Origin of the sequence: Bifidobacterium scaligerum (genome assembly GCF_002802865.1) — a bacterium.
Classification (GTDB): Bacteria; Actinomycetota; Actinomycetes; order Actinomycetales; family Bifidobacteriaceae; genus Bifidobacterium; species Bifidobacterium scaligerum.
The window spans coordinates 24,074-49,490 of sequence record NZ_PGLQ01000008.1; the positions used below are offsets into that span (position 1 = coordinate 24,074).

At 60.5% G+C, this 25,417-nt stretch carries 12 protein-coding genes; 7 read left to right on the forward strand and 5 right to left on the reverse strand.

All coding sequences use genetic code 11. The features are described 5' to 3' along the window. Nucleotides 1-277 precede the first annotated feature (277 nt). Together CUU80_RS09125 and CUU80_RS09140 are read right to left on the reverse strand one after the other, a co-directional pair. Nucleotides 278-3,094: an FHA domain-containing protein gene (locus tag CUU80_RS09125; RefSeq protein WP_165775916.1), complete on the reverse strand. Its 2,817-nt coding sequence runs from the start codon at nucleotides 3,092-3,094 to the stop codon at nucleotides 278-280. A 143-nt stretch (nucleotides 3,095-3,237) separates the two neighbouring features. Beyond that, entirely contained in the window at nucleotides 3,238-3,921 is a 684-nt protein-coding gene (locus CUU80_RS09140) for a carbonic anhydrase (RefSeq protein ID WP_100497010.1), read from the reverse strand. Nucleotides 3,922-4,187: 266 nt separating this feature from the next. Here CUU80_RS09140 and ahpC point away from each other — a divergent pair, with 266 nt between their 5' ends. Beyond that, entirely contained in the window at nucleotides 4,188-4,751 is a 564-nt protein-coding gene (ahpC, locus tag CUU80_RS09145) for an alkyl hydroperoxide reductase subunit C (RefSeq protein ID WP_100497012.1), read from the forward strand. Between the two features lie 81 nt (nucleotides 4,752-4,832). After that, complete coding sequence (locus tag CUU80_RS09150; RefSeq protein WP_100497013.1) at nucleotides 4,833-6,731, forward strand: FAD-dependent oxidoreductase; 1,899 nt, start codon at nucleotides 4,833-4,835, stop codon at nucleotides 6,729-6,731. Nucleotides 6,732-6,843: 112 nt separating this feature from the next. Here the strand turns inward: CUU80_RS09150 and CUU80_RS09155 are convergent, their stop codons facing one another. Then, complete coding sequence (locus CUU80_RS09155; protein ID WP_100497015.1) at nucleotides 6,844-11,544, reverse strand: Ig-like domain-containing protein; 4,701 nt, start codon at nucleotides 11,542-11,544, stop codon at nucleotides 6,844-6,846. A gap of 358 nt (nucleotides 11,545-11,902) precedes the next feature. Here CUU80_RS09155 and CUU80_RS09160 point away from each other — a divergent pair, with 358 nt between their 5' ends. The 3 genes from CUU80_RS09160 (at nucleotide 11,903) to CUU80_RS09170 (ending at nucleotide 16,663) form a co-directional block, all read left to right on the forward strand. After that, nucleotides 11,903-13,504, forward strand: a complete 1,602-nt coding sequence (locus CUU80_RS09160) for an MFS transporter (RefSeq protein ID WP_100497016.1) — start codon at nucleotides 11,903-11,905, stop codon at nucleotides 13,502-13,504. A gap of 328 nt (nucleotides 13,505-13,832) precedes the next feature. Continuing rightward, nucleotides 13,833-15,392 (forward strand): MFS transporter, encoded by a 1,560-nt coding sequence (locus CUU80_RS09165; protein WP_165775917.1) that lies wholly within the window; start codon nucleotides 13,833-13,835, stop codon nucleotides 15,390-15,392. 278 nt (nucleotides 15,393-15,670) lie between these two features. Then, nucleotides 15,671-16,663: a LacI family DNA-binding transcriptional regulator gene (locus tag CUU80_RS09170; RefSeq protein WP_100497018.1), complete on the forward strand. Its 993-nt coding sequence runs from the start codon at nucleotides 15,671-15,673 to the stop codon at nucleotides 16,661-16,663. A 24-nt stretch (nucleotides 16,664-16,687) separates the two neighbouring features. On the opposite strand, the gene CUU80_RS09175 is transcribed toward CUU80_RS09170, so the two are convergent. Both CUU80_RS09175 and CUU80_RS09180 read right to left on the reverse strand, forming a co-directional pair. After that, the gene (locus CUU80_RS09175; protein ID WP_243388715.1) at nucleotides 16,688-17,863 is read right to left on the reverse strand and encodes an ATP-binding protein; all 1,176 of its coding nucleotides are present in this window, start codon (nucleotides 17,861-17,863) and stop codon (nucleotides 16,688-16,690) included. 277 nt (nucleotides 17,864-18,140) lie between these two features. Continuing rightward, a complete protein-coding gene (locus tag CUU80_RS09180) occupies nucleotides 18,141-20,894 on the reverse strand; it encodes a phosphoenolpyruvate carboxylase (RefSeq protein ID WP_100497019.1) in 2,754 nt (917 codons plus the stop codon). A 333-nt stretch (nucleotides 20,895-21,227) separates the two neighbouring features. On the opposite strand from CUU80_RS09180, the gene CUU80_RS09185 reads away from it, so the two are divergent. After that, nucleotides 21,228-23,219 (forward strand): threonine/serine exporter family protein, encoded by a 1,992-nt coding sequence (locus CUU80_RS09185; protein WP_100497020.1) that lies wholly within the window; start codon nucleotides 21,228-21,230, stop codon nucleotides 23,217-23,219. Nucleotides 23,220-23,551: 332 nt separating this feature from the next. After that, nucleotides 23,552-25,192 carry a sodium/proline symporter gene (locus CUU80_RS09190; RefSeq protein WP_100497021.1) on the forward strand — a complete coding sequence of 547 codons (1,641 nt, stop codon included), beginning with the start codon at nucleotides 23,552-23,554 and terminating at the stop codon, nucleotides 25,190-25,192. Nucleotides 25,193-25,417 lie beyond the last annotated feature (225 nt).

Genomic DNA, 25,417 nt, shown 5'->3' on the forward strand with positions numbered 1-25,417 from the left:
GAGAGCGGCACGTCAATTGGGGTACGGCAATCATGCGAACGTGATGATGCAGAGACGTGTGCGAGTACGTGTATGCGTGCGCACGTGCGTGAGTACACGTACAGGTACGCAATGGTACGCAATGGTACGCATTCGTGTAACATGGTGTGCGTTGAGGCAGAGCGCACGCCTCCCAATGCCTCATGCGCATACAGTGGGAGCCCCTAGGCCTTCCTAGGGGCTCCCACACGATTTTCCGCGATCTTCTGCTCGTCGATCGCAAGCGATTGCCGAACGACTACGAGCGGCGGCGCAGCTTGGCCACGGCGTTGCTCACGCAGATGCGCAGCACGATGGTGAAGATGACCACCATAATCGCCAGAATGCCGATATCGAGCCAGAACTGGTCGCTCGTGTGCTCCCACAGGTCGTCCTTCTTGAAGGTCGGCACCTTGGTGGGGCCGTACAACAGGCCGTTCAGATCGATGTCGGAGGCCGCGGCCGAGAAGCCCCAACGGCCGGGGAAGATCATGCTGACCTGTTCCAGACCGTCGCGGTCGGTGACCGGAATCATGCCGCCGGAGAACACCAGCTGCGCCATCACCAGAATCACCAACAGCGGCATGGTCTGCTCGCCGGACTTGACCAGTGCGGAACCCACTTCGCCGAGCATGGCGGAAGCCCAAGCGGTCAACCAGACTACGAGCACCAGTTCGGCCACGCCGGCGTCGGTGATCACGCCGTGATCGGGCCGTGGCTTGCCGATGCTGACGGCTGTGGTGAGAATCGCCGCCTGCAGCAGCGTCTGCAATCCCATCACGATCAGTTTCGAGAACGTGTATGACGTGGGGGAGAGGCCCACCGCGCGCTCGCGATCGTAAATGGCTCTCTCGGAGACGATGTCTCGCACCGACAACGCCGAACCCATGAAGCATGCACCGAGGATCACCAGCGACAGCAGCTGGCTCGGCTCGGTGGCCGCATCCTTGAAATCAGGTTCGCCCAAGCCGTGCGAGCCGGGCACCACAAGAGACAGCAAGCCCAGGAACAGCGGCAGCAACAGCAGGAAGATCAGCAGACCCGGGTCCGCGACGATCAGATGCAGCTGTCTGGTGACCAAGGTGAGCGTCTGTTTGATGCGGAACGGCTTTGCCGGTTTCTCATGGTCGGCATGCTGGCGGACCGTGGCTTTGGCCTCCAACGTGCGCTGTCGTGAATCGGTGAGCGAGTACACCTGCTCCGGGCGCTCGGTGACATCGTTGAAGATATCCGCCCACTCCTTGCCGTGGAACGCCTGTTCCATTTCGGCCACCGTGCCGAAGAACGCCGGATGGCCGCCGGGGGAGAGCATGAGCACGTTGTCGCACAGCTTGTTGATGTAGGAGAGCGAATGGGTCACGACGAGCACCACGCGGCCGGCGTCGGCCAGCTTGCGCAGCATCTTCATGACGGTGAGATCCAGTGCCGGGTCCAGTCCGGAGGTCGGCTCGTCGAGAATCAACAGTTCCGGGCCGGTGAGCAGCTCGATGGCGGTGGAGACGCGCTTGCGCTGGCCTCCGGAAAGCCGGTCGATGCGATTCTGGCGTCGTGAGGTGAGCTCCAGCTCCTCCAGCACATTGTCGATGATTTCGGCGCGTTCGGCTTTCGTGGAGCCGGGAAGGCGCAGCTTGGCGGCGTATTCGAGTGCGGCGTCCACCGTGAGCTTGCGGTGCACCACATCGTCTTGCGGCACGAAACCGATACGGCTGCGCAACAGTTCGATGTTCTGGTGTACGTCGTACCCGTCGAACAGCACGTGGCCTTCCGTGGGGGAGTTGAGGCCCGCCACAATCGACGTGAAGGTTGATTTGCCGGCACCGGACGGGCCGATCACCGCGGTTAGCGTACCCTTGGCGAACACGGCGTTGATACCGTCGAGCAGCCGGGTGCCTTTGCCGACCGTCAAGCCGATGTTTTCGGCGATCACCGCGTCGGCGCTGGCGAAGGGAGCGCGGTCGGTGAGCACGCCCTCGTGCACGGTCAGGTCGGTGTTGCCGACCGTGACCACGTCGCCTTCCTCAAGCCAGATCTTGGCCACGCGACGACCGTTGACGTACGTGCCGTTGGCCGAATTCAGATCGGTGAGCAGAATGCCGTTGCCGGTGGTTTCCAGCGAGCAGTGCCGCCGGGAGACCAGTACGTCGTTGATCTGGATCAGGCACGCTGGGTCGCGGCCGATCAGTCCCGTGGCGTCGGTTTCCGGATTGAACGAGCCGCGTACGCGATTGATGGTCGGTTGCGATTCGAGATGCATGGCTTGCGTGCTGCCGGCCAGCACCGTGCTGTTGGCCAGGATCGTGCCGCCGAGATTCTGGTTCGGCTGTGCGGCCGGGCTGGGCTGTGTTGGCTGCGCTGCCGGGCCGGGCTGCGCCGGAATCGCACGTTGCGCTGGGACAGCCGGTTGCCGGGGCGGTTGGTTGCCGGGTTGGCCGGTTGCTGGGGCGGCCGGTGCTGCTGCTGATACGGGGGATGCCGGTGCCGCAGGCTGTGCCGGCGTGGCTGGCGGCATCGCCGGTGTGACTGAAACCGGTTGCTGCGGCGGCCGTGCCGGAACCGGGGTGGGGGAGGCTGTAGCAGGCGCTGGCGCTGCAGGACGTGCGGGCATGGCTGCGGCGGCCGGTGCCGGCGTTGCGGCGGCACGTGGCATGGCCGGTGCGGCCATGGGCTGTGCCGGGACAGCAGGGGTGGCTGTGGGTTGCGCTGGAACGGACGGGGCAACAGGAGCCGCTGGCATCGCCGGAACGCCCGCTGGAGCCACAGTGCCCGCTGGAGTCACAGCGCCGACTACGCACCGAATGGCGGCCCCGCGCGCCAACGTCACCGTGGTGGTGCCGGTCAGCAGCACCGAAGTGGTGTGCATGCCGTTGATGGACAGTCCGTTCGCGCTGCCCAGATCTTCCATCAGCCAACCGTCGTTGGTCAGCCTGATGCGTGCGTGATGGTGCGATACGTACGGATTATGAATCACCAGATTGCAGTCGGAGGCGCGGCCGATCACCAATGGATGTGCCGGATCGACGGGAACCTGAGTGGAGCCGTAACAAACGGTAAGGGTGGGAGGCAATGTAGATGGCATGGGTCCAGACTTCTTCGTGTTTCTTCATTCTCTGCCATCAGAAATACCACACCCGCATTACTGTTGCCCATCGAGGCTCAGCGGCTGGGCAACGGTAATGCGGGTGTGGGCGTGTGTAAAGAAAAACGCGCCGGCCTGATCTGTCAGAAGCTCAGGACTTCAACGCGGCCGGATTCCAGTTCGTAACGTGCGCCTACCATCATGAGCCGTTCGTCGGCCAGCGCCTGCTGGATCACTTCGGAACGTTCCACCAGCGTTTCGATGGTGCGGGCCACGTGCACGCGCTCGAAATCCTCCGCGCATTCCAGCTCGGCTTCACGTGCCTGCCATACGGACATGCCGGCCTGACGCATCACAATCGAATCCGAGGCGGCGATCTGCTCATCCAAGTCTTCGATGGCGTCGGCGGCGGCCAAGGAATCGTCCGCATCGTTCGTAATCGCACGCATCATCTCATCCAACTGACGGTCCGCGGTCTCCAGCGCGCCGCAACGGGCGTGACCAAGCACGCACAGCAGACTGACATGCAGTTTGGTTATCGCATACTCCAGTGAGGCGATGACGGCGTCGTCAATCGTCTGCCCTGCCGTACGTACGGTGAACAGGTCACCCAATCCCTGATCGAAGATGATTTCCGGAGGAACGCGGGAATCCGAACAGGACAGTACTGCGGCGTCCGGCTTCTGACCGTCCACCAGCATGTGACGGGTTTCCTTGTCCTGCCAAGGATGCTCCGCCTTGCCTTCGGCAAAACGACTGTTGCCCTGCAACATACGGCTCCACGTGGCATTCGCAGTGGTTTCCGCCAGAGAATCCGTTAAGGCCATTACACCTCCATGTTTATTGGCTCTTGCTGGTCACCTATCTTAGCTGGAGCGTGTGCACAGTATGTGTGTACTGATTTCAGTCCCTTGCGCAGCCCCTGCCGCCCTGCCGCCGGGCTTACCTTCACGTCGCTGTGATTATGCTCATAGCCTTGCGCCGGACGTGTCTTGGACGGCAACGTTACGATGGAGAAGGCAACAGATGCCGGACGCCGTAAAACGACTCGGTTCTCGGTGCCCGGCACAACACGGTCATGAAAGGATCGATGATGACGCTTCTGCAGCACGAGCTGACTGATTTCAAGGTGCAGGCCTTCCAGAACAACGAATTCCGCGAGGTGACCAAGGACGATGTACTCGGCCACTGGTCCCTGTTCTTCTTCTACCCGGCCGACTTCACGTTCGTGTGCCCCACCGAGCTTGAGGATCTGGCTAAGAATTACGCCAAGTTCAAGGAGATCGGCTGCGAGGTCTACTCCGTGTCCTGCGACACCCACTTCGTACACAAGGCTTGGCATGACGCCAACGAGAAGATCGCCAAGATCGAATACCCGATGCTTGCCGATCCGACCGCCCTGTTGGCCCGCGACCTCGATACCTACAACGAGGCCGACGGCATGGCCGAGCGTGGCGACTTCATCGTGAACCCGGAGGGTAAGGTCGTGGCCTACGAGGTCATTTCCTCCAACGTGGGCCGCAACGCCGAGGAGCTGCTGCGCCGCGTGCAGGCCTCCCAGTTCGTCTACGAGCACGGCGATCAGGTCTGCCCCGCCAACTGGACCCCGGGCGAAGAGACCATCGAGCCCAGCCTCGACCTCGTCGGCCAGCTGTGACGACGATAGCGTCGCGAGCGCCGCAGTAAGAAAACCGGGCTCCCTCAATGAGGGAGCCTCCTTTGTATAGAAAGCATCATCATGACTCAAACCAACAACGATTTGTACGACGTCGTCGTCATCGGTGGGGGACCTGCGGGACTTACCGCTGGCCTATACCTCGCCCGCGCTCGCTACCGTGTACTTGTCCTCGAAAAGGATGATTTCGGCGGTCAGATCACCATCACCAATGAAGTGGTGAACTATCCGGGCGTCGGCCGCACCACCGGCCGTGCGCTCACCCAGACCATGCGCCAGCAGGCCAAGGATTTCGGCGCCGAGTTCCTTTCCGCCGAGGCCACCGGGCTCGACGTTGATGGCGATATCAAAACCGTGCACACCTCGCGCGGCGATCTGAAGACTTTCGGCATTCTGATCGCCACCGGCGCTTCCCCGCGCAAGCTCGGCTTCGAGGGCGAGGCCGAATACGCCGGTCGCGGCGTGGCCTACTGCGCCACCTGTGATGGCGAGTTCTTCACCGGCAAGGAAGTGCTCGTGGTCGGCGGCGGTTTCGCGGCCGCCGAGGAATCCGTGTTCCTCACCAAGTATGCGTCCAAGGTCACTGTGCTGGTGCGCGAACCCGACTTCACCTGCGATGCTTCCGTGGCTGCCGAGGCCAAGAACCATCCGAAGATCGACGTGCGCTACAACGTTGAGCTCAAGGGGGTCACCGCAGGTCAAGGCGGCTTGCGCGAGGCCACGATTCTCGACCGTACTACGGGCGAGACCGAAACCTGGAAGCCGGCCGACGGTGGCACGTTCGGAGTCTTCGTGTTCGCCGGTTACGTGCCCGCCACTGATCTGGTGCGCGGTGTGGTGGACCTCGATGATCACGGCTATGTGGTCACGCACGGCTACTTGGAAACCTCGGTGCCCGGCGTCTACGCGGCCGGCGACCTGCGCGTCAAGAATCTGCGTCAGGTGGTCACCGCCACTGCTGACGGTGCCATCGCGGCCGTGGAACTGGAGCGTTACGCCAAGCAGATGAGCGAGAAAACCGGCTTGGTGCCGCCGCGTCCGACCGCCTCCGCTTACGAACAGGCCGAAGCCGAGACTGCCGCCAAGACCGCGGCCGCCGGTACGTCACCGGCCCCCGCTCCGGCCAAGCGTAGCGCCGATGCCGCTGCGGCCGCGGCGCAAACCGCCAAGAAGCCCGGCGAACTGTTCTCTGCCGCCATCAAGCAGCAGCTCGGTGTGGTGTTCGGCCGTATGACGCGCCCGGTGACGCTGGCCCTGGAACTTGACAGCACTCCGCTTTCCGCGGAACTGCAAGGATTCATCGGTGAGATGGTCGCCTTGTCCGGCGGCAAGCTCAATTCGGTGGCAGTCGGGGCCGATGGGCTGATTACGGCAATTGATGGTGAGTCGGCGCTTGTGAACTTGGTAGTAGGGGAGCCGCTTGAGGTGACGCTGCCGAGCGACGGCTCTGCGCTGACCGCCTATGGTTCGCTTGATGACTCCGGCCGCGCTGAGTTCGACGTGGCCGCGGCGCTGCCGCTCGCCCGTCCGGCCGTGCGTATCTGTACGGCTGGTGATGACGGCAAGCTCACCTTCACCGGTCTGGCTTTCCACGGTGTGCCGTCCGGTCACGAGTTCAACTCGTTCGTGCTCGGCCTCTACAACGCGGCCGGTCCGGGCCAGCCGCTCGATGATGATCTGCGCGAACGTGCTGCGGCCATCGACAGTCCGCTTGACGTGATGATTCTGGTCTCCCTGACCTGCACGATGTGTCCGGAAACCGTGCTCGCCTCGCAGCGCATCGCCTCGCTCAACCCGAACGTGCGCGCCGAAGCCTACGATGTCTCGCATTTCCCCGAGCTCAAGGACCAGTATGGTGCGATGAGCGTGCCCTGCATCGTGATCAACAAGTCCGACGGCAGCCAAACGGTGGAATTCGGCAAGAAGAGCATCCCGCAGATGCTCGATCTGCTGGGTGCGTAGGCATAGAGCTGAATAGCTAGCAGCAAAGGCCGCCCGGTCCTCGTATGAGAGCCGGGCGGCCTTGACATGTGCCAAGCTAGGATCGGAATGAGTAATCTACGCTAATGCGGCGTCACCTCGCTTCCTCGGACGTAGCTTCGCTGCGCGGGGCCGGGATACGAGCATCGCCGCGAACCTCGGTGATGGCCACGCACTTGCCTGCAGCGGACGTGAACGTGATCTTGATACGAGACGTGCGCACCATATCGAAGGAGTAGGTGGTTTCGTCACCGTTCGAGCTCATCGAGGAGCCGGGCTTATCGCCGACCGTGGCATACACCCAAGCGGCATCGTTGGTCTGCTCAACCGGGTTGGAGGTCGCGGTCAGATGGCGTACCGGCTGCCAAGAGCCATCGGCGGCCAAGTAGTCCACCTCCACGGATTCGGGCAGCGCCACATCCTCACCATCCAAGCAGTAGTAGATGGTGAAGGAGTTGAGCATGAACGGTTCCTCCTCGCCATAGCCGAAGCGGTACTCCAGCCAAGCGGTGTTGGACGGGTCGCCGACCGTGGACCAACGGTTCTTGAGGTTGTAGCCGACGCGCGGCGTGTAGGACACGATGCCGTCCATCAGCAGCGAAGCATCCTCTTGAGCCTTCGGATCCGGGTTCGTGTAGGAGGCGCGCACCTGCGGATACACGTCGTTGCGGTAGGAGAACAGATCGCGATTCTGCACGTAGTCATCGGTTACGCGCACATGAGCCACAGCCTGCTGTTCCAAACCTTCCACATCACCCAGCACGGTGAATTCACCGGCGTGACTATACAGCGAAGCCTCAGGCTTGGCCCATGTCACCGCACGCTGCTCCTTGGCGCCATCAGACCAGTGGACGGTTACCTCGGGAGCAGTCTCGCCCACGAGCGGCTCGATGCCGGTAATGGTGTCCAACGCCACGGACTGCACCTCACTCACTTCAACAACCTGCACCTTGACGCTCACATCCAGGTCGAAGCGAGTCACTGTACCGGCAACGCTCACTTCGCCAGCGTGACCGTAGGCGGCAGCCGGCACGGTTTCCCATGCGACCGGCAGCGGCGCGGCAACGCCGTGATCGAAGTTAACGATGACGGTGGCCGGCAATGTGGGCGCAGTGCCCGCCATTGTACGTACGGCAGGAACCTGAACGTCGGCCGGCTGCTTCGGCTCAGTACCCTCGGCAACGGTTACGATGGCCGGCGTACTGGTCTTGGAGACCCCACCATACGTAACGGTGGCAGTGATGTTCGCCGTGCCGGACAGGCGACCGGTGACGATGCCGCTGCAGTCCACGCCGGCCACGGATTCGTCGCTGGAAGCAAACGTGATTGCGGCTTCGCTGCCCTCGCCCAGCTCGATGGCTGCACCGGTCTCATCGGTGGCGGACACCGCAAGATCGGTGGTTTCATCCTCGGCCAACGTGAAGGTAGGCGGCACCAAGGTGACTTCGGCAACCGGAGCCGGCGGCACATCCAGATCAAGCGCGTACGCGGCATGCTGTTCGCCGTCCTCAGAGGTGACGCGAATCACGTAGGAGCCGTACGGATAGTTGAGCGGCGGCACCACGTATGCCACGGCATTGTTGGCGGCCTCAACACTGATTGCCGGGGCGCCAGCAGTGTAGGCGCGGTGCAGCATAGCGCGATGCTGATCGTCGAACTCGACCGGCTTGCCATCCACCAGAACCTGAGTCAGATCGGTGGTGTCGTGGGCAGTGGTCTCGCCATCGGTCAGGCGCACACTGACGGTGGTCGGCAGCTCGTAGCCTTCGACAGTACCGTTCAGCACCACCGTGCCGGCCTTGTTCCAATCGACCTCGGCGGCATCCCAAGCCACTGGTGCATCGACGGCACTGCCATCGTCAAAGACAACCAGAGCCTTGGCCGGCAAGGTGGGCGCAGCACCAACCGGGGCGGCCAGTGAAGCCGGGCGGGCGGCAACCGGGTGGGTCACGGTCACCGTTGCGTTGACCGGCAGTCCTGCGGCCTCGCCGGTGACGGTGAACGATTGTGCACCTGACTTGGCTGTAGCATCAGCCACAGCGCTTTGCAGTTCGGCATCCTGCCAAGTCACGGCAGTCTCGGCCGTGGTGTTATCAGCCTTGAGTACGGTGACGGTCTGCGGCAGCACCGGGGTTTCTCCTGCACGGACACGGACAGCCACGCCGCGGGCTTCCAACGCGTCGGCGTCGGCGGTCAGACCCTCGGTGATGAACACGTTCACGGTGTCAGCCTTCAATCCCTTGGCGGTGGCGGTCACACGGATTGGCTTGCCGGAGCCATCGGAAGCCACGATGGCGAGCACCTTGCCGGAGTATGCGGAGTGCATGGGGGACTGCAACGGTTCGGTGTTGGCCTGGTAGCCGTTGTCTGTGCCGAGCAGACGGCCATGTTCCACGTGGAACGTCAGCTCGTTGTTGGCGCGCGGCACAATCACTCCGGCATCATCGATCACATCGGCTTCGATGAAGCTCAGGTCGTGGCCGTCGCCGTCGATGACGTGGCGGTCCGGGATGAGCTTGATGCCGGCCGGAGCTCCGGCGGTGGCGATGGAGTCGCGGGCCACCACATTGCCGACCTTGTCATAGGCCACAACCTCGACCGTGCCCGGCTCGAACGGCACTTCCCACTGCAGGGTGAGCTGCTTGGGCTCGTTGCCGTTCTTCTGATAGCGGTATTCGAACGGCTTGTCCGCATACTTGTTGCTCAGATGGAAGGTGGCCTGATGCGATTCGAACTCACGCTTGCCCAGGGATTTGCCGTTGAGGAACAGTTCGGCGGAAGCGGCATTGGTGTACGCCCACACCGCCACGGATTCGCCCTGCTCCCAGTTCCAGTGCGGCAACAGGTGCACGACCGGAGCATCATCCGGGTCGGTCCACAACGCCTTGTACAGCCACCACGGGTTTTTCGGGAAGCCGGCTGTATCCACCATGCCGTAGTAGGAGCGCAACGGAGCCAGCACCGTGCCGTCGGATTCCGGCATATCCGGCTTGTTCCAGTAGAAGTTGGAGATGTACGGAGCGGGTTCGCCGATGTAGTCGAAGCCGGTCCAGGCGAATTCGCCCACGTTGAACTCAAGGTTCACCAGACGGTCGAACGCGATGTCGAGAGGGTAGCCGCGGTTGGTGGTCACGTTGTAGTCGGAGATTTCGTAGGTGTCTTCCTTCCACGGCTGGCGGCCTTTGGCGAACGGGTAGTCGCGGCCGCGCAGCTGCCATTCGTCGGTGAGGATCGTCGGGTGCACGTAGAAGCCGCGGCATGGCGTGCAGTTGCCGGATTCGGAGTTCAGAATCACATCGTTCGGATGCTTCTCATGCACCTGCTCCATTTGGTCGCGGTTGATGTAGGAGTAGCCGCGCACATCCATCTGTTCGTGGATCTTGTTGCCGATGCCGTCGATGCCCTTGGACAGGTACGAGGCGTCATTCACAGAGTTCGGACGGGTCGGGTCCAGCAGATGGCAGCGCCGGGTCAGGTCAGCGGCGATCGGAATCTCGCTCTCCTGCCAGGCCACCTCGTTGCCCATGCCCCACATGAACACGGCCGGCTCGTTGCGGTCGCGAAGAATCATGGCGGCCAAGTCTTCCGGATAATCCTGGGCGAAGTAGTTGGAGTAGTCGTTGCGGTTCTTCGGAGCGGTCCACATGTCGGTAAGCTCTTCGAGCAGCAGGAAGCCCATGCGGCTGCACTCCTCGGCCCACACCTTGGAACATGGGTTGTGCGAGGTGCGGATGGCGTTCACGCCGGCATCCTGCAGAATCTCGAGCTGACGGACCACGGCGCGGCGGTAGGTGGCGGCACCCAGGGAGCCGAGATCATGATGCATACACATGCCGAGGGCGCGCATGTTCACACCGTTAAGAAACAGGCCGCGCTGCGGGTCAAGGATGATCCAACGCAGACCAAACTTGGTTTCAGTGGTGTCTGCGGCATTGCTGCTGGTGTCGAGCACGGTGGTGCGCAGGGTGTACTGATATGGGTCGGCGGTGCTCCACAGGTGCGGATTGAGAACCGAGAGCGTGGTGGAGAAGCGGTTTGGCGCTTCCGCGGTATCGTAAGCGCTGGCGGCTTCGGTGGTGTCCGGGGTGTTCGCGGGTACGATGACCTTGTCATCGCCTACGGCGACGATATTGCCGTTCGCGTCCAGGATTTCCTGACGCAGAGTGACGGTTGCATTGGCGTCGGTACCATTGGCCACGGTGGTGGAGATGATCACAGTGGCATGATCATCCTTGATGTCTTCCTCAAGTGTCGGGGTGGTGATCTGGGTGCCGAAGCGGGCCACATGCACCGGGTCGGCCACGGTCAGTGTTACGTCGCGGTACAGGCCGGCGCCGGCATACCAGCGGGAACTCGGCTCCTCGTTGTTGGTGCGCACGGTGAGCACGTTGACCTCGCCGGGCTTGATCTTGCCAGTCAGGTCAACCGCGAAGTTGGTGTAGCCGTAGTGATGCTCGGCGAGCTTCTCGCCATTGAGCCAGATTTCGGCGCGGTCCATGGCGCCGTCGAAGTCCAGGGTCACGTACTTGCCGGCGAGCTCGGCCGGAGCGGTGAACGTCTTGCGGTACCAGCCCTCGCCCACCTTCAGATAGCCCACGGTGGCGCGTGCGTTGCGGGAGAACTTGCCTTCCACGCCGTAATCATGGGGCAGATTGACCTTGCGCCAGTCGGAGTCGTCGAATTCTGGGCGTTCGGCGCCGTTTGGTGTGCCGCGGAAGAACCGCCAGCCTGAGTTGAAGTTGTTGGAGCGTCCGGTGAGCACCTCTTCGGCTGCCGGGCGATTGCTTGTTGTCATCGTAAGACCTCCATGCCTTGGATGATGTGGTGAGTGGTTTCTTGGCTCCTGCGTCGGGGCTGATCAATCGAAACGTGTGACTCTGGCTTCTTCAGTGATGATGTTCAGTGAGGAGTCCAGGGGAGTTCGTCTTTGACGAAACACATCATAACATCTCAACGATAAGATTGTGAACAAATCACGGTTTTGACGGGATTCAAAACGCCGTATATGGTGCATAAATCTTAACGATGATAGAGTTTGAGGCAGCACAACCAAGCGGCGTGTCGCGATGGCGCGAATACGCCGAGGCAATCTTGAGATCGTACCGACCGGAGACACGGTGCCGTGTTCGGCCGTTTGAGGAAGGAGCGTGACGATGCCACGAGCGAACAACGGCAACAATCGTATTCATTGTGCCACTACGGCATCTGAAGCGGTGGATGCCGCCTTGTCATGGAAGTCCAAACTCGGTTACGCCACATTCTCGCTGTCGTATGTGATGCAGACGATGATCGTGACCTGGCAGATGTTCTATTTCACCACGTTCCTCAACGTATCGATGGCCGTCACCGCAGTGCTCATCGCCACAGGCAAGATCGTCGCCTCGGTGATCGGCCCGGTGTGGGGCTACATCTCCGACCGCATGTACCACAATGCGCTCGGCCGCCGCTTCGGCCGCCGTCGCTCGATTCTGATCTTCGCCATCCCCGCGAACTTCGTGTTCTATCTGCTGTTGTGGATCCCCAACCTGCCGATAGCCGTCTACTTCTTCGCCAATCTGCTGTACTGGGCGTTCTTCGCCGGTATCACCACCGTGCAGTACGGCTTGCCCAGCGAAATGACCGAGAACCCAAGCCAGCGCGCGCAGCTCGTAGGCGTCAATCAGATCGCCGGTGCCATCGGCGGCACCTTCCTCTCGGTGCTCAACGTGTACCTGTTCACTATCTGGGGCAAGGACAACTGGGAATCGTACTTCAACATGGCGTTGCTGTACGGCATCATCGGCACCGCAGTGCTGGTGCTGGGCTTCCTATCGATTCAGGAGCGTCCGTTTGATGAATCCACCAACGTGGCTTCCGCCGACGGGGCTGCCGGCGATGGCGGCGAGACACACATCGGTGTCGGCAAGCGGTTGGTTTCGGTGGTGTGGAACTTCCTTTCGGTGCTGAAGGTCAAGGAATTCCGCAACTATCTTGGTTTGTACCTGTCGGAGGAGATGTTCCGTACGGTGCGCGGCACGCTGAATACCTACTTCGTGATTTTCGTGCTGCTGCTCGATCCACAGACCGTTTCGCTCGCCACAGGCGTCAACCTGCTGTTCGGCATCGCGTGCGTCGGCTTCTTCATCTGGATTACCGCGAGAATCGGCGGTCCGCGCGCCTACCGACTGGGTGGCATCGAAGTGATTTTCGTATTCTTGGCCATGTTTATGCTGGCGATGGTTGCAAGTCACATCCCAGCCGGCACACGCGCGGTGCTCTACATCGGCCTTGGCCTGTTCATGAACTTCGGCATCACCGGCGTGGTGAACGCTACGCAGTACACGTATACGTTCATCCCGGATGTGGATGAGATCATCACCTCGAAACGTCGAGAAGGGCAATATGCCGCCATTAATTCGACCATCGACGACATCTTCTCCTCCGCGGAAACGATTGTGATTGGCCTGGTCTTGGAGGCGACTGGATTTGTGGAAGGCGCGCAATCACAGCCGCCGCAGACGGTGTTCGCGCTGGCGTGCTTGTTCTCGTTCGTGCCGATTGTGATCTGCCTTGTCGGCATTGTCTTTACATACCGATTGAAGCTCAACCGCGAGAATCATGAGCTGCTGCTCGATGAAATCGATCGATTACGCGCCGGTGGGTCGATGGATGATGTGACGCCGGAGACGCGCGCGTTAGTCGAAAGTCTGACTGGTATGCCCTATGAGCAATGCTGGGGCCATAACAACGTGATCAATGTAACGCATAAAGGCTGAGCGTTGAGCACTGTGCATGCGCACGTTTCGTCTAGCTCCCCTTCGCCGAGGGGGAGCTTTTTATTGTGCTGCTGATGTATTCGCAGGTATGTTGCCAGTTGCGACACGCCATAATCGCAAAATAATCTCATCGATAAGATTTGTGATATGGTTTGTTTTGCAAACATCAAGAAATGAAATCGAGCTTCAAAATCTTAACGATAAGGTTTTTGAAGTAGATGAGCCGGGAATGGACGGCGAAGTCCCCCACCCGGGAAGCAGCTCCGTATGAATGGCCCTGCGCCGTGCCTCATCGCATCGATTTCTATTGGAGAATAGGAGAAATCCAATGTCCAACTCGGCATCACCTGCAGTGGGCCGCAAGCTGTCGTGGGTGACGAAGCTCACTTACGCCCTGCTGCCGCTGTCGTTCACCATGACCACGATGGTCATGACCTGGCAGATGATCTACTACACTCAGCCGCTCGCCATCTCCATCGGTATCGTCACCACGATGCTCGCGGTTGGCAAGGCCATCGGCGGTTTCATCACCCCGGTCTGGGGCTACATCTCCGACCGTATGTACTCCACCGCCTTCGGCCGCAAGGTTGGCCGTCGTAAGGGCACGCTGCTCATCGCCGCGCCGCTGAACCTCATCTTCTATGTGCTGTTGTGGGTTCCGAACATGCCGGTGTGGTTCTACCTGCTCATCAACATCATCTACTACGGCGTGTACCCGGGCATCAACACCGTGGTCTACTCCCTGCCTTCCGAGATGACCGATGATTCCAAGGATCGCGCCCAGCTCGTGGCCGTCCAGCAGATCGGTGGCGGCGTCGGCGGCTTCGCGCTCTCCATGTTCAACGCCTACCTGTTCAAGATCTGGGGTGCTGACAGCTGGGAGCCGTACTTCAAGATCGCTATGATCTACGCCGTGCTCGGCACCGTGCTGCTCGTGATTGGCGCGCTGTGCATCAAGGAACGTCCGTACGACGAGACCACTGATATCTCCTCCGCCGATAAGGGTGCTGCTGAGAAGGTCGGTTTCTTCGGTCGTCTGGTCTCCGTGTTCTGGAACTTCCTCTCAGTGCTGCGCATCAAGACCTTCCGCAACTACCTGGGCATCTTCCTTTCCCAGATGACCTTCCGTACCGTCCGCGGCCAGATCAACGCCTACTTCATTATGTTCGTGCTGCTGCTGACCCCGGCTGAGGTTTCCCTGTCCACCGGCTTCAGCTTCCTGTTTGGCATGGTCTGCGTGGTCATCTGGGCCACCTTGATCACCAAGCTCGGCGGCATGCGCGCCTACCGTCTCGGCTCCTGGTTCACCATCGTTCTGTTCGTCGGCATCTTCATCCTGGGTCTGACCCACGGTTCCATGCCGAAGGCCACTGTCACGCTGGTCTTCACCATCCTGATCACCCTGTTCACCTTGGGCAACTCCGGTATCGTGAACGCACAGACCTACGTGCAGTCCTTCGTGCCGGACGTTGATGAGCTCGTCACCGGCAAGCGCCGTGAAGGCCAGTACGCCGGCATCCAGTCCACGCTCGAGGTCATCGTCAACACCGTGGTCACCATCCTCGTGGGTGTGATCCTGCAGGCTGTCGGTTTCCAGTCGGGTGCCGATGTCACGACTCAGTCTCCGCTCGTGGTTAACGTGCTGCTTTACATGTACTGCGGCACGGTGGTTGTGCTCGCCTTCGTCGGCATCCTGCTGACCTATCGCATGCACTTGAACGAGAAGACCCACGACATTCTCGTGGCCGAGTCCGTTCGTCTGCGCAACGGTGGCTCCATGGACGACGTTACCGAAGAGACCCGTAAGGTTGTCGAGGATCTTGCCGGTATACCGTACGAGAAGTGCTGGGGCCACAACAACGTGATCAACGTCTCCAACAAGGCCTGATCCGCTCGCTACACTCTTCAGCAATTCTTTCCAATAGCCAACCTCGGAACTTCTCCGAAATTGCTGAACGCCCGCGCCACAGGGATGGTTTACTGCAAATACACCTCCCTTCTCCAGCCCTGTGGCGCAATTCAATCCTTCTTACTTTTCCTTTCCGGCCTGTGCTGCCTCCTCGATATAGAGGAGGCACACGCATTTCGGGGGCTGTCGCTACTCTGATAGCTATCTCAACGATGAAGAGATATCAGATTTCAACCATCATCAGGAGATGTGTGGCCATGGTTACGTTAAAAGATGTAGGCGAGTTAGCTGGCGTGACTGCCACCACTGCCTCGGCAGCCTTGCGCGGCAAGGATTACGTGAAGCCGGAGACTATGCAGCGCGTCAAAGATGCCGCCCGCAGACTTGGCTATAAAACCAACCTTTCCGGCCGCTCCCTGCGTTCAGGTCGAAGCGACACCATCACCTTCCTCACGTCAGGCATTGAAGGCGACTACTTCTCGAATCTCGCCATGTGCGTGGCTGAGGCGGTGCATGAGCGCGGATCTCATATGTTGATTGAGCTCTCCCGCTACCTCACCGACGATAACGACCTCTCGTACAGCTTCTCGGACGGCATCATCGCTATCAATGCGCCACGTGCCGTCGATATTCTTCGCCATCATCCAGCGGTATTGCTGGAGAACTACGACACCAACCTGCAGATTGACACGGTGAATGCTCCGAGTGATGCGGGCTCCCGCGTGGCTGTTCGCCATCTGATCGAGCGTGGTTGCAAGCGCATCGGCATCGTCGGCGACAACCGTGATCCCAGTCGGGCCATTATCCCGGGTTCCCGCGATATGCGTATGCGTGCTGCAGCCGATGAAATCACAAAAGCTGGGCTGAAGTTCGATGAGAAAAAGGACTTCATCAAATGCGCATGGTCGATTGACGGCGGCATTGAAGCCGGTCGGGCCATTGCCAAAGGGCGCACCAAATACGATGGCCTGTATTGCCTGAACGATGGCATCGCCATCGGCGTGCTCCGCGGCTTGGCCGACGGTGGCGTGCATGTGCCGGATGATGTATTGGTGATCGGTTTCGATGGTCTGAGCCAGGGCGCCTACACCGTGCCGACGCTCACCACCGTCGCTACCGATTTCAAAGGCATGGCAAACTCTGCTTTGACGCTGTTAATGCGCCGCATCGAACATCCCGATGAGGAGTTCTTCCCGCAGACGGTGAGCGTGGGCTACAAGCTCATCGAACGCGAATCCACAAAGCGGTGATGTTGGCCTGGGGGCTCATGCGGCTTACAGGCTGGTTCCGGAGGAATTCATACGGATATAGGCTGCATGCTCGCGCAGATACTGGCGTAGATAAGGAATGGCAAAATCTACCTTTCCGTAGCCCATGTCTTTAATTACCTGTGCTTCGATAAGTCTGGTGCGGTAGATGTTCGCATACGCCACATCCTTGCCCATGCGTTCTGCCACGGTGGAGGTTGAGGATGGACCATCATCCTGGGCCATCGCAAGCAGATATGTTTTGTCAATCGGAGATAGGCCATCGAGTTCCGGGCCATGCACGGCATCACCGAGCCGGCTGAGTGCATTGGCGATGCCCTGCTCGGTATCTTGTTCGGTTACGGTGATGGAATCCGGTTTCTTGATGTCGAGGTTTCTGCGTCGACGATAGGCAATGCGCCAAATGTGGTATCCGACCAGCTGAATCATAAACGGATACCCTTCCGTAGCCTTGGCCGCCATGTCCAGTGCTGTTCCCTCAATGGCTATGCCGGAATCCTTGAAGGTGTCTTCAAAAGCATCCCGGACATCTTGCAGAGGGATATCGCCCAATTGTTCCGACTGGGCGCGTCGCAAGAACGTGAGCACCTCATCGTTGAGCCATTTGGATGCAATGGTAGGTAGACCGGCGAATACGAAGGCAATATTGCGTTCCTCACGAATCAAGTGCTGCACGGCCGTGGCGATAGCGACCATATCGGATCGTTCGGCAGCCTGGGCCTCATCGATGGTCACCAACAGGCCGGCGTTCTTGCGTTCCAACGCATCGAGTCGTTGGCCCATTGCGGCTCGCAGCGTCAATGGCATTTGTTTTGATGACACGCTAGCTTCACCGAGGCTGACTCCTCCAAGTCCGGCGATGGAGACCGAAGGTTTAAGAGATAGATTTACTGAAGGCTTGTCTGGCGCGAGGCGGTTCAGAAGCCGCTGAGCCAGCCCTTCTGAAGCGGTTTCGTCAATGACCTCCCATTTTCGTGCTTTAGCGATACGCCCGAACTCGGTCAAAATGACGGTTTTACCTACTCCTCGCGCACCAGTGACACGCATGAGGCGGCCGGGTGCGCCGGGGCCGTCATCGAGTCCTTCTTCAAAGTCGTCGATGATGGTATCGCGACCGATGAGCAGTGGAGGCATGCGGCCGGCAGTCGGTTTGAATGGATTGCTCTGTCGCATTGAAGTCATTGTGGCCTCGATCCCCCGTGCCTAAATATAAAGATTATAAAAGAATATAAAACATTATAAAAGAATATAAAGGAATATAAAAACGAGGAAGCCCCGCTCGTTTGAGCGAGGCTTCCTGGAAAAGGAACCACCGTTGAGCCGCGGTGGTGCTGTGCTGCGGAGTTTTTGCATGCGCAAAGCTACTATGCAAAAACTCCGCTACGTTTTGGCCTGGTGAAGTCCACCGGACTTCACCAGCGGCGTTACGCGGCGCGAGCCGCGAACGCCGGCCAAAACGTCAGCCTGTGTTCTGCAGGCCTGCGGCGACGCCGGAGACGGTGCAGAGGATGAGGTAGATGAATCCGGCCTGTTGGCTCTGGCTGAGTTCTTCCTTGTCCACCTTCTTACGCAGCGAACGCAGGGCCAGCACCTGAGTGACGGACAGCGCGTCCACGTACGGAGAGCGAATGCGGATGGCCTGGCCGAGCACGTGACGGTGCTGCAGCGGCCACTTGTCGCCGACGATGTCGAGCACCCACTTGCGGGTGAGCTCCATCTCGTTCAGCACCTTCTCGTTGAGGTCCTCGCGATCGCCCAGAGCGAGGTACATCTTGGCGATGCGCTCGTCCGTCTTGGCAAGGGACATCTCAATGTTGTCGATGAAGGTGGAGAACAGCGGCCATTCCTCGTAGGCTTCGCGCAGCGTCTTCAGATCGCCGAACTTCTCGCATGCGGTGCCGAGGCCGTACCAAGCGGCCAGGTTGATGCGAGCCTGAGCCCAGGAGAAGATCCACGGAATCGTACGCAGATCGTCCAGAGACTTGGCGCCGAGACCACGCTTTGCCGGGCGGGAGCCGATCGGCAGCAGACCGATCTCAGTCAGCGGCGTCACGGTGGAGAACCACTGAGCGAAATCAGGTGTGTGCAGCAGATCGAGGAAGCGCTCGTGAGCGGCGTCGTCGAGTGCGTGCGCCATGTCGGCGTACTTCTCGGTCATGTCGGTGTTGCGCTTCTCCACGCTCGGAGCGGACTGCAGCAGGGTTGCCGCGGCCACGGACTCCACGTGGCGGATGGCGAGCACCGGGTTGCCGTAACGGGCGAAGATGACCTCGCCCTGCTCGGTGAGCTTGAAGCGGCACTTCACGGAACCGACCGGCTGGGCCAGCACTGCACGGTTGGCCGGGCCGCCGCCACGACCGACGGCGCCGCCGCGGCCATGGAACAGGGTCAGGTCGATGTTGTGCGATTCAGCCCACTTGGCGATGCGCTCCTGGGCGGAGTGCAGGGCCAGCGTTGCGGAGGTCGGGCCGGCGTCCTTCGAGGAATCGGAGTAGCCGAGCATGACCTCCAGCTTGTTGCCGGTGGCCTTCAAACGAGCCTGAACCTCGGGGATCTTGATCATTTCCTCAAGCACGTCCACCGAGTTCTGCAGATCCTCAAGCTGCTCGAACAGCGGGATCACATCGATGGTGGGCACGTCCTCCGGGTGGGCGAAGGCCAGACGGTTGAGCTCGTAGACATCCTTGATGTTCTGGGCGCTCTTGGTGAAGGAGATGATGTAGCGGCGTGCGGCCTTGGTGCCGTTGCGCTTCTGGATGGAACCGAGGGCGCGGAAGGTGTCGAGCACCTCGTGGGTCATCGGCTGCAGATCGCCACGCTCGCCGTGCAGTCCGTGCTCGCGGATATCCGCAAGGGCGCGAGAGTGCACTACGGAGTGCTGACGGAACTCCATCTCCACCATGTGGAAGCCGAAGGTTTCTGCCTGCCAGATCAGGTCCTGCAGCGGGCCGTAAGCGGAACGCTTGGCACCGGCGTCGGCCAGGGACTGCTGCACGGTCTTCAGATCGGCGATGTAGTCCTCGCAGGTGTGGTACATCAGATCGGCGTCACGCTCGATGGTGTAGTGCAGACGATCGGCGATCACCAGCATGACTGCGCGGTGGAGTTCCTTGGTGGAAATCAGGGCGGCCTTGTCGGTCAGGCGCTCGCTCATTTCCTTCTGGTGGCTCCACAGGATGCGCAGCGCGGAGCTCGGCGGCGTGGTCTCGGCCTCCATCGTGAGGTTGCGGCCCACAGTGCGGGTGGCTTCCTCAAGGGCGGCGAGCACATGATCGGAGAACTTGCGGGCCACCTGACGGCTGACCTTGGCGGTCACGTTCGGGTTGCCGTCACGGTCGGAGCCGATCCAGCTGCCGGGGTGGAAGAACGCCGGGCACACGGGCGGCACCAAGCCGGCCTTATCGCCCAGGACCCAGTCGTCGAAGCGACGGTAGACCTTGGGGATGGTGTGGAACAGGGTGTTGTCGAAGATGTCGAGAATCGTGTCGGCTTCCTCAACAGGAGTCGGCTTCTTCAGCGCGATCGGGGAAGTGCGGAACAGAGCGTCGATCTCGTTGTAGAGACGACGGCAGTTCTCCTTCTTGTCCGATCCGCCAAGAATCTTGTGCTCTTCGAGCAGCTCGGAAATACGACGAATCTTGCCTTCCACTGCCTTACGGCGAGCCTCGGTGGGGTGGGCGGTGAAAACCGGGTGGAATTCGAGCCTGTCGAGCAGCTCCTTGGCCTTGGCCGGACCCATCTCGTTGATGAGCTGGTGGTAGGCGGAAGTCATTTCGTTGACCGGGTCGTAGGCCTGATCGTCGGTGACTTCGTTTTCGCGCTGGCGCAGCACGGAGACGCGGTAGTTCTCCTCGGAGAGGTTGGCCAGATGGAAGTAGGTAGCAAACGCGCGGGCCAGCAGCTGGGCGTCGTGCAGGTTCATCTTGTCGATGACCTCGACGGCGGCCTTCAGTCCGTCATGGCCGGGGTTCGGATCCTCACTGCCGCCGAAGTGCTCGGCGCTGGCTTCGACCGCGTAATTGCGCACGGTATCGAAGGTGGCGAGCAGCTCGGGGTTGTATTCGCCCAGTACGTCGCGCAGGATTCGTAGGCACAAATCCATGTCGTACTTGAGGTTTTGGGGAAGATCATGCTCCTCCGGGCCCTTTCGGCCGGTCCCGGTGGTGACGATGGCAGCGTCAGCCGGAGTGATCTGTTCTTCGGATGTTGCCATATAACCTCCTTTGCTGAATATCAGGTTGCTCGGTCTGCCGGTCGTCCGCGGCTCCTCCGCGGTTGTTGAGGCCAGTCGTTGCGAGCCCACAGCCCATATTCAACGTGGTTGTTGTGTGGGCAACAGTGTACCGCCGGCTATTCGCCACTTAGGTTACGAAGTCCATTTTCATTTGGCGCAACAGTCGCATGCCGACCGTCGTACGTCCGAAAAATGGACATGGAAGTGGATGTCAGGGTATGTGGGGAAGGCGGCGCGCTACCTTGAAACCTCGGGAAATCTTGCCAATCGACGTTAATCAACCTACGCCACCACTAACCGGATGGGAATCATATGGAACAGCACACGAACCATACCGAAGCGCATCAGGAACATCAAAAACCCAACGAACATGGTGCCATCGCGGTGCAGCATTTCCATACCCACTCCATTCCGCTGGATATGGAAGACATCGAGCGTGACTGGGACAAGCCGATCGCCGAGGCGGGCATCGCCGCCAAAGCCAGCGTGATCGTGCGCGTCGGCCTGCTGGACCTGAGCGCCGGCACCGGTTCGTTTCGCGTGCGCGAAATGATGCATCGCATCGCATACCCGCTGGGTGTGCATGTACGCGCCGATGTGAACCTGACCGACATCGAAGCCGCTTGCACGGACGGCAAGGAGCGCATCACCGAAGTCATCGATTTGCCGAGCACCGGCGTAAACACCGAACGTATCTGGCTGTTGGAGCATTACGCCGACTGGTTCAGCGTGAATCTGGGCGAGGAGTCGATGTATCACGTCCAGCCGGAAGTCTCCCAAGGACTGATGCAACACCTCGACGCGAAGGACGCCTCGCAGGTCTCCGCTGACCTCTCCAAACAGTTGCGCAAAGAGGAGAAGTCCGAGCACGTCGGCGTCAAACCAGGTCAAGACGCCGTACTTGACGCGCTTGAGGACGCCAGCCGTCACACCGATCCCGGCGACCCGCGCGCCCACCAATTGCACGTGCATGAAACCGACTGGTCACAGGCGGCGATGACCCAGTCGTTGGCAGCCCGCGCCGCCGACGAACGGGCTCGTGAAGCGGAGCTTTCGGCTGAGCGCAACGATTCCGCCCAGCCGGTGTCGGATGCCACGGAATCAGACTTTCCGGATGCCGAATCCACGGACTCCACGGACTCTGCGGGACTCGCACAGGCTGCGCAATCGGAGTCATCCGAGCCTCAAGCGCAGTCGCACGGTTCCTCTCAGGAAGCCATGCCGCGCAAACACAAGCTGGCGAATCGCAAACCGCCCAAGGAATACGCCGAACACTTCGATTACGTCGACTCAGCCCCCAAGACCCAAGGCGCGTCTGGCATCACCGTGCGTCAGGCGCATGAGCGACTCGACATGATCGAGCATCGCAAGCCGCTGTACTCACCTGCGTTTGCCGGTCTGGCCTCTGCCATCGCCTGTGCGTCCTTCGTATTTCTGCTGGGCGGCGGCCCGTACGACATGATCGGCGCGTTCGTCGGCGCCGGACTCGGCCACTGGCTGCGTCGCCGGCTGTTCGCGCACCATCTCAACCAGTTCTTCGTCACGTTCGTGTGCGTGGCGGTGGCGGCGCTGGCCTGCACCGGCACGTTGCGCTTAATCGGTTTGCTTGACCCGATCGCCCTGCAGCACGACACCGCCTACATCGGCGCGATGCTGTTCGTCATTCCCGGTTTCCCGCTCATCACCAGCGGCCTTGACATGGCGAAAATCGACTTCCCCTCGGGCATTCAACGATTGGCGTACTTCCTGTGCATTGTGCTCATGGCTACGCTCGCCGGCTGGATGGTGGCCTCGATCGTGCACCTCAATCCGACCGGATTCGAGCCGCTCGGCCTCAACGTGTGGGTGAATGGTGCGCTGCGCTTCGTGTTCGCGTTCCTCGGAGTCTGGGGCTTCTCCATCATGTTCAATTCGCCGCAGCGCATGTGCCTCGTCGCCGCGATCATCGGTGCCATCACCGATACGTTGCGACTTGAGATCGTTGATCATGGCGTGCCGGCGGAGGCGGGTGCGTTCATCGGCGCTCTGCTGGCCGGTCTGCTCGCCACGGCTTGGCGTTCGTCCGTGCGCAAGGGCTGGCTGGCACCGCACTTCGGATACCCTCGCATCTGCCTGACCGTGCCGTCCATCGTGATCATGGTGCCGGGCCTGTACATGTATCAGGCCATGTTCCACTTGGGGTCGTTCGATACGCTGACCGCGCTTGACTGGGCGTTCAAGGCGTTCATGGTGATCATCTGTCTGCCGATCGGCTTGGCCATGGCCCGCGTGATCACTGATAAGTCTTGGCGTTACGACATTTAGCGGGGTTATTGCGCGGGGTTATTGCGCGGGGTCGCGTGATACATCTGGGCATATCGCGGCAATGCAGCGTTCGGTGCCGCTCGCGGGGCGGGCGGTGCCGAGGCCATGCCGACACCATAATGACGCCACACTCTGAGACATAATCGTCTCAATTGCAGGGCTTTGTCCGTGCGTTCGGGAAAGGTCAGCCTGAGAGAAAGATTGTTTTCGAAGGCCCTTTGCCGGGGCTGCGATGGCATATACCCCGTAACTCTCCTTCAGCCGGCTGTGTGCTGACGTTCCTGATCAAGGGCGTCGAGGAGAGGCGGAGTCGTTGATCTAAGGCGGTTAGTGTGGCAAGCGATTTCTGGATTCTCCTGGCCATGGTCATTTATTTTGCGGCCATGCTGTCCATCGGATTCGTGTACTCCAAGCGGTCCAACTCGTCCTCCAAGGAGTACTTCGCGGGAGGCCGCGGCGTGGGTCCATGGCTGACGGCCCTCTCCGCCGAAGCGTCGGATATGTCCGGCTGGCTGCTCATGGGATTGCCGGGCCTTGCCTACTTCACCGGTGCGGCCGACCCGATGTGGACCGCGCTGGGCTTGGCCATCGGTACGTATTTGAACTGGAAGATCGTGGCCCGGCGTCTGCGCCGTTATTCGGTGGTGGCCGGTGACGCGATCACCATTCCGGACTTCTTCGCCAAGCGCTTCCACGACACCAAAGGCGTGATCTCCACCATCGCCGCCATTATCATTCTGGTGTTCTTCAGCGTCTACGTCGGCAGCTGCTTCGTCACCGTAGGCAAGCTGTTTGCCACGCTGTTCGGCTTCGACTACCACCTGATGATGATTCTGGGCGCGCTGGTGGTGTTCATCTACACCGTGGTCGGCGGATACCTGTCGGTGGTCATGACCGATTTCATTCAGGGTCTGCTGATGTTCTTCGCACTCGCCGTGGTGTTCATCGGTACGGTGGCGAATGCCGGCGGCATCGACAACACCGTGGCCTTCCTCAAGTCCATCCCCGGCTACATCTCCGGCACGCAAGTGGCTTCGCCTACGCTCGACCCGGACACCGGCCGTCAGCTGGTTGAGGCTGGTCGTGCGGTGTTCGGCGAACCCAGCGAATACGGCATCATCACCATTGTTTCGATGCTGGCGTGGGGTCTGGGTTACTTCGGCATGCCGCAGGTACTGGTGCGCTTCCTGTCCATCCGCAGCGTGGAAGAGGTGCGCAAGTCCCGTATCATCGCGACACTGTGGTGCGTGCTGTCGTTGGCCAGCGCCGTGTGCATCGGCTTGGTCGGTCGCGCGATGATGCCGACCGAGTTGCTCACCTCCACGGATGCCGAAACCATTTTCATCGTGCTGGCTCAGACCCTGCTGCCGAGTTTCATGTGCGGCGTGGTGGTGTCCGGTATTTTCGCGGCCTCGATGAGCTCCAGCTCCTCGTACATGATCATCGGTGCCTCGGCCATGGGCGAGAACATCTTCCGCGGCTTGTTCCATCGGCATGCGACCGACCGTCAGGTGATGATCGTGGCCCGTTTGACGTTGGTGCTCATGTTTATCTTTGGGGTGTTGGTGGCCTACGACCAGAACTCCTCCATCTTCCAGGTGGTCTCGTATGCATGGGCCGGCTTGGGTGCGTCCTTCGGCCCGTTGATGCTGTGCGCGCTGTATTGGCGTCGTGCCAACAAGGCCGGGGCGGTGGCCGGCATGCTTTCCGGCACTGCCGTGGTGCTGATTTGGCATAACGTGATGAAGCCGTTGGGCGGCATCTTCGCCATTTACGAGCTGCTGCCGGCATTCCTGATTTCGTTGCTGCTGATTGTGGTGGTCTCGTTGATTACCGAGAAGCCCAACGAGCAGATGCTGTACGAATTCGATCATTACATGGATGACCCGTTGCCGGGGTCGCTGCCCTCCGGATCCGTGTTGGTCGACGAGCCGATGGAAGCCATGGAGGCCGAGGTTCGCGGCGAGCAGTGATGTGCGGTGATGTGCGGTGCGGCGGGCGGCGTGCGATGCACGCCGTTGCTGCCTTGGGCGAGGCGCTGAGTCTAACTTTTTGCCCTTTGCCGGGGGCGGGGCTTCGTGACGTTTATGATCTGTGTCTGCCCTTATGACAGTAACTATTTTTCGATCGAGGAAAGCATCAAACAGCGTGGCCAATCATTCCCGGAGTTCGGGTTTGTGGCTGTTACCGTTCCGGTG

What these genes read in the sequence shown, in the direction of transcription:
- CUU80_RS09170 (WP_100497018.1), top strand. Translation starts at nt 15,671, where the DNA reads ATGGTTACGTTAAAAGATGTAGGCGAGTTAGCTGGCGTGACTGCCACC.
- CUU80_RS09165 (WP_165775917.1), top strand. Translation starts at nt 13,833, where the DNA reads ATGTCCAACTCGGCATCACCTGCAGTGGGCCGCAAGCTGTCGTGGGTG.
- CUU80_RS09125 (WP_165775916.1), bottom strand. Translation starts at nt 3,094, where the DNA reads ATGCCATCTACATTGCCTCCCACCCTTACCGTTTGTTACGGCTCCACT.
- CUU80_RS09160 (WP_100497016.1), top strand. Translation starts at nt 11,903, where the DNA reads ATGCCACGAGCGAACAACGGCAACAATCGTATTCATTGTGCCACTACG.
- ahpC (WP_100497012.1), top strand. Translation starts at nt 4,188, where the DNA reads ATGACGCTTCTGCAGCACGAGCTGACTGATTTCAAGGTGCAGGCCTTC.
- CUU80_RS09150 (WP_100497013.1), top strand. Translation starts at nt 4,833, where the DNA reads ATGACTCAAACCAACAACGATTTGTACGACGTCGTCGTCATCGGTGGG.
- CUU80_RS09185 (WP_100497020.1), top strand. Translation starts at nt 21,228, where the DNA reads ATGGAACAGCACACGAACCATACCGAAGCGCATCAGGAACATCAAAAA.
- CUU80_RS09155 (WP_100497015.1), bottom strand. Translation starts at nt 11,544, where the DNA reads ATGACAACAAGCAATCGCCCGGCAGCCGAAGAGGTGCTCACCGGACGC.
- CUU80_RS09140 (WP_100497010.1), bottom strand. Translation starts at nt 3,921, where the DNA reads ATGGCCTTAACGGATTCTCTGGCGGAAACCACTGCGAATGCCACGTGG.
- CUU80_RS09180 (WP_100497019.1), bottom strand. Translation starts at nt 20,894, where the DNA reads ATGGCAACATCCGAAGAACAGATCACTCCGGCTGACGCTGCCATCGTC.
- CUU80_RS09175 (WP_243388715.1), bottom strand. Translation starts at nt 17,863, where the DNA reads ATGACTTCAATGCGACAGAGCAATCCATTCAAACCGACTGCCGGCCGC.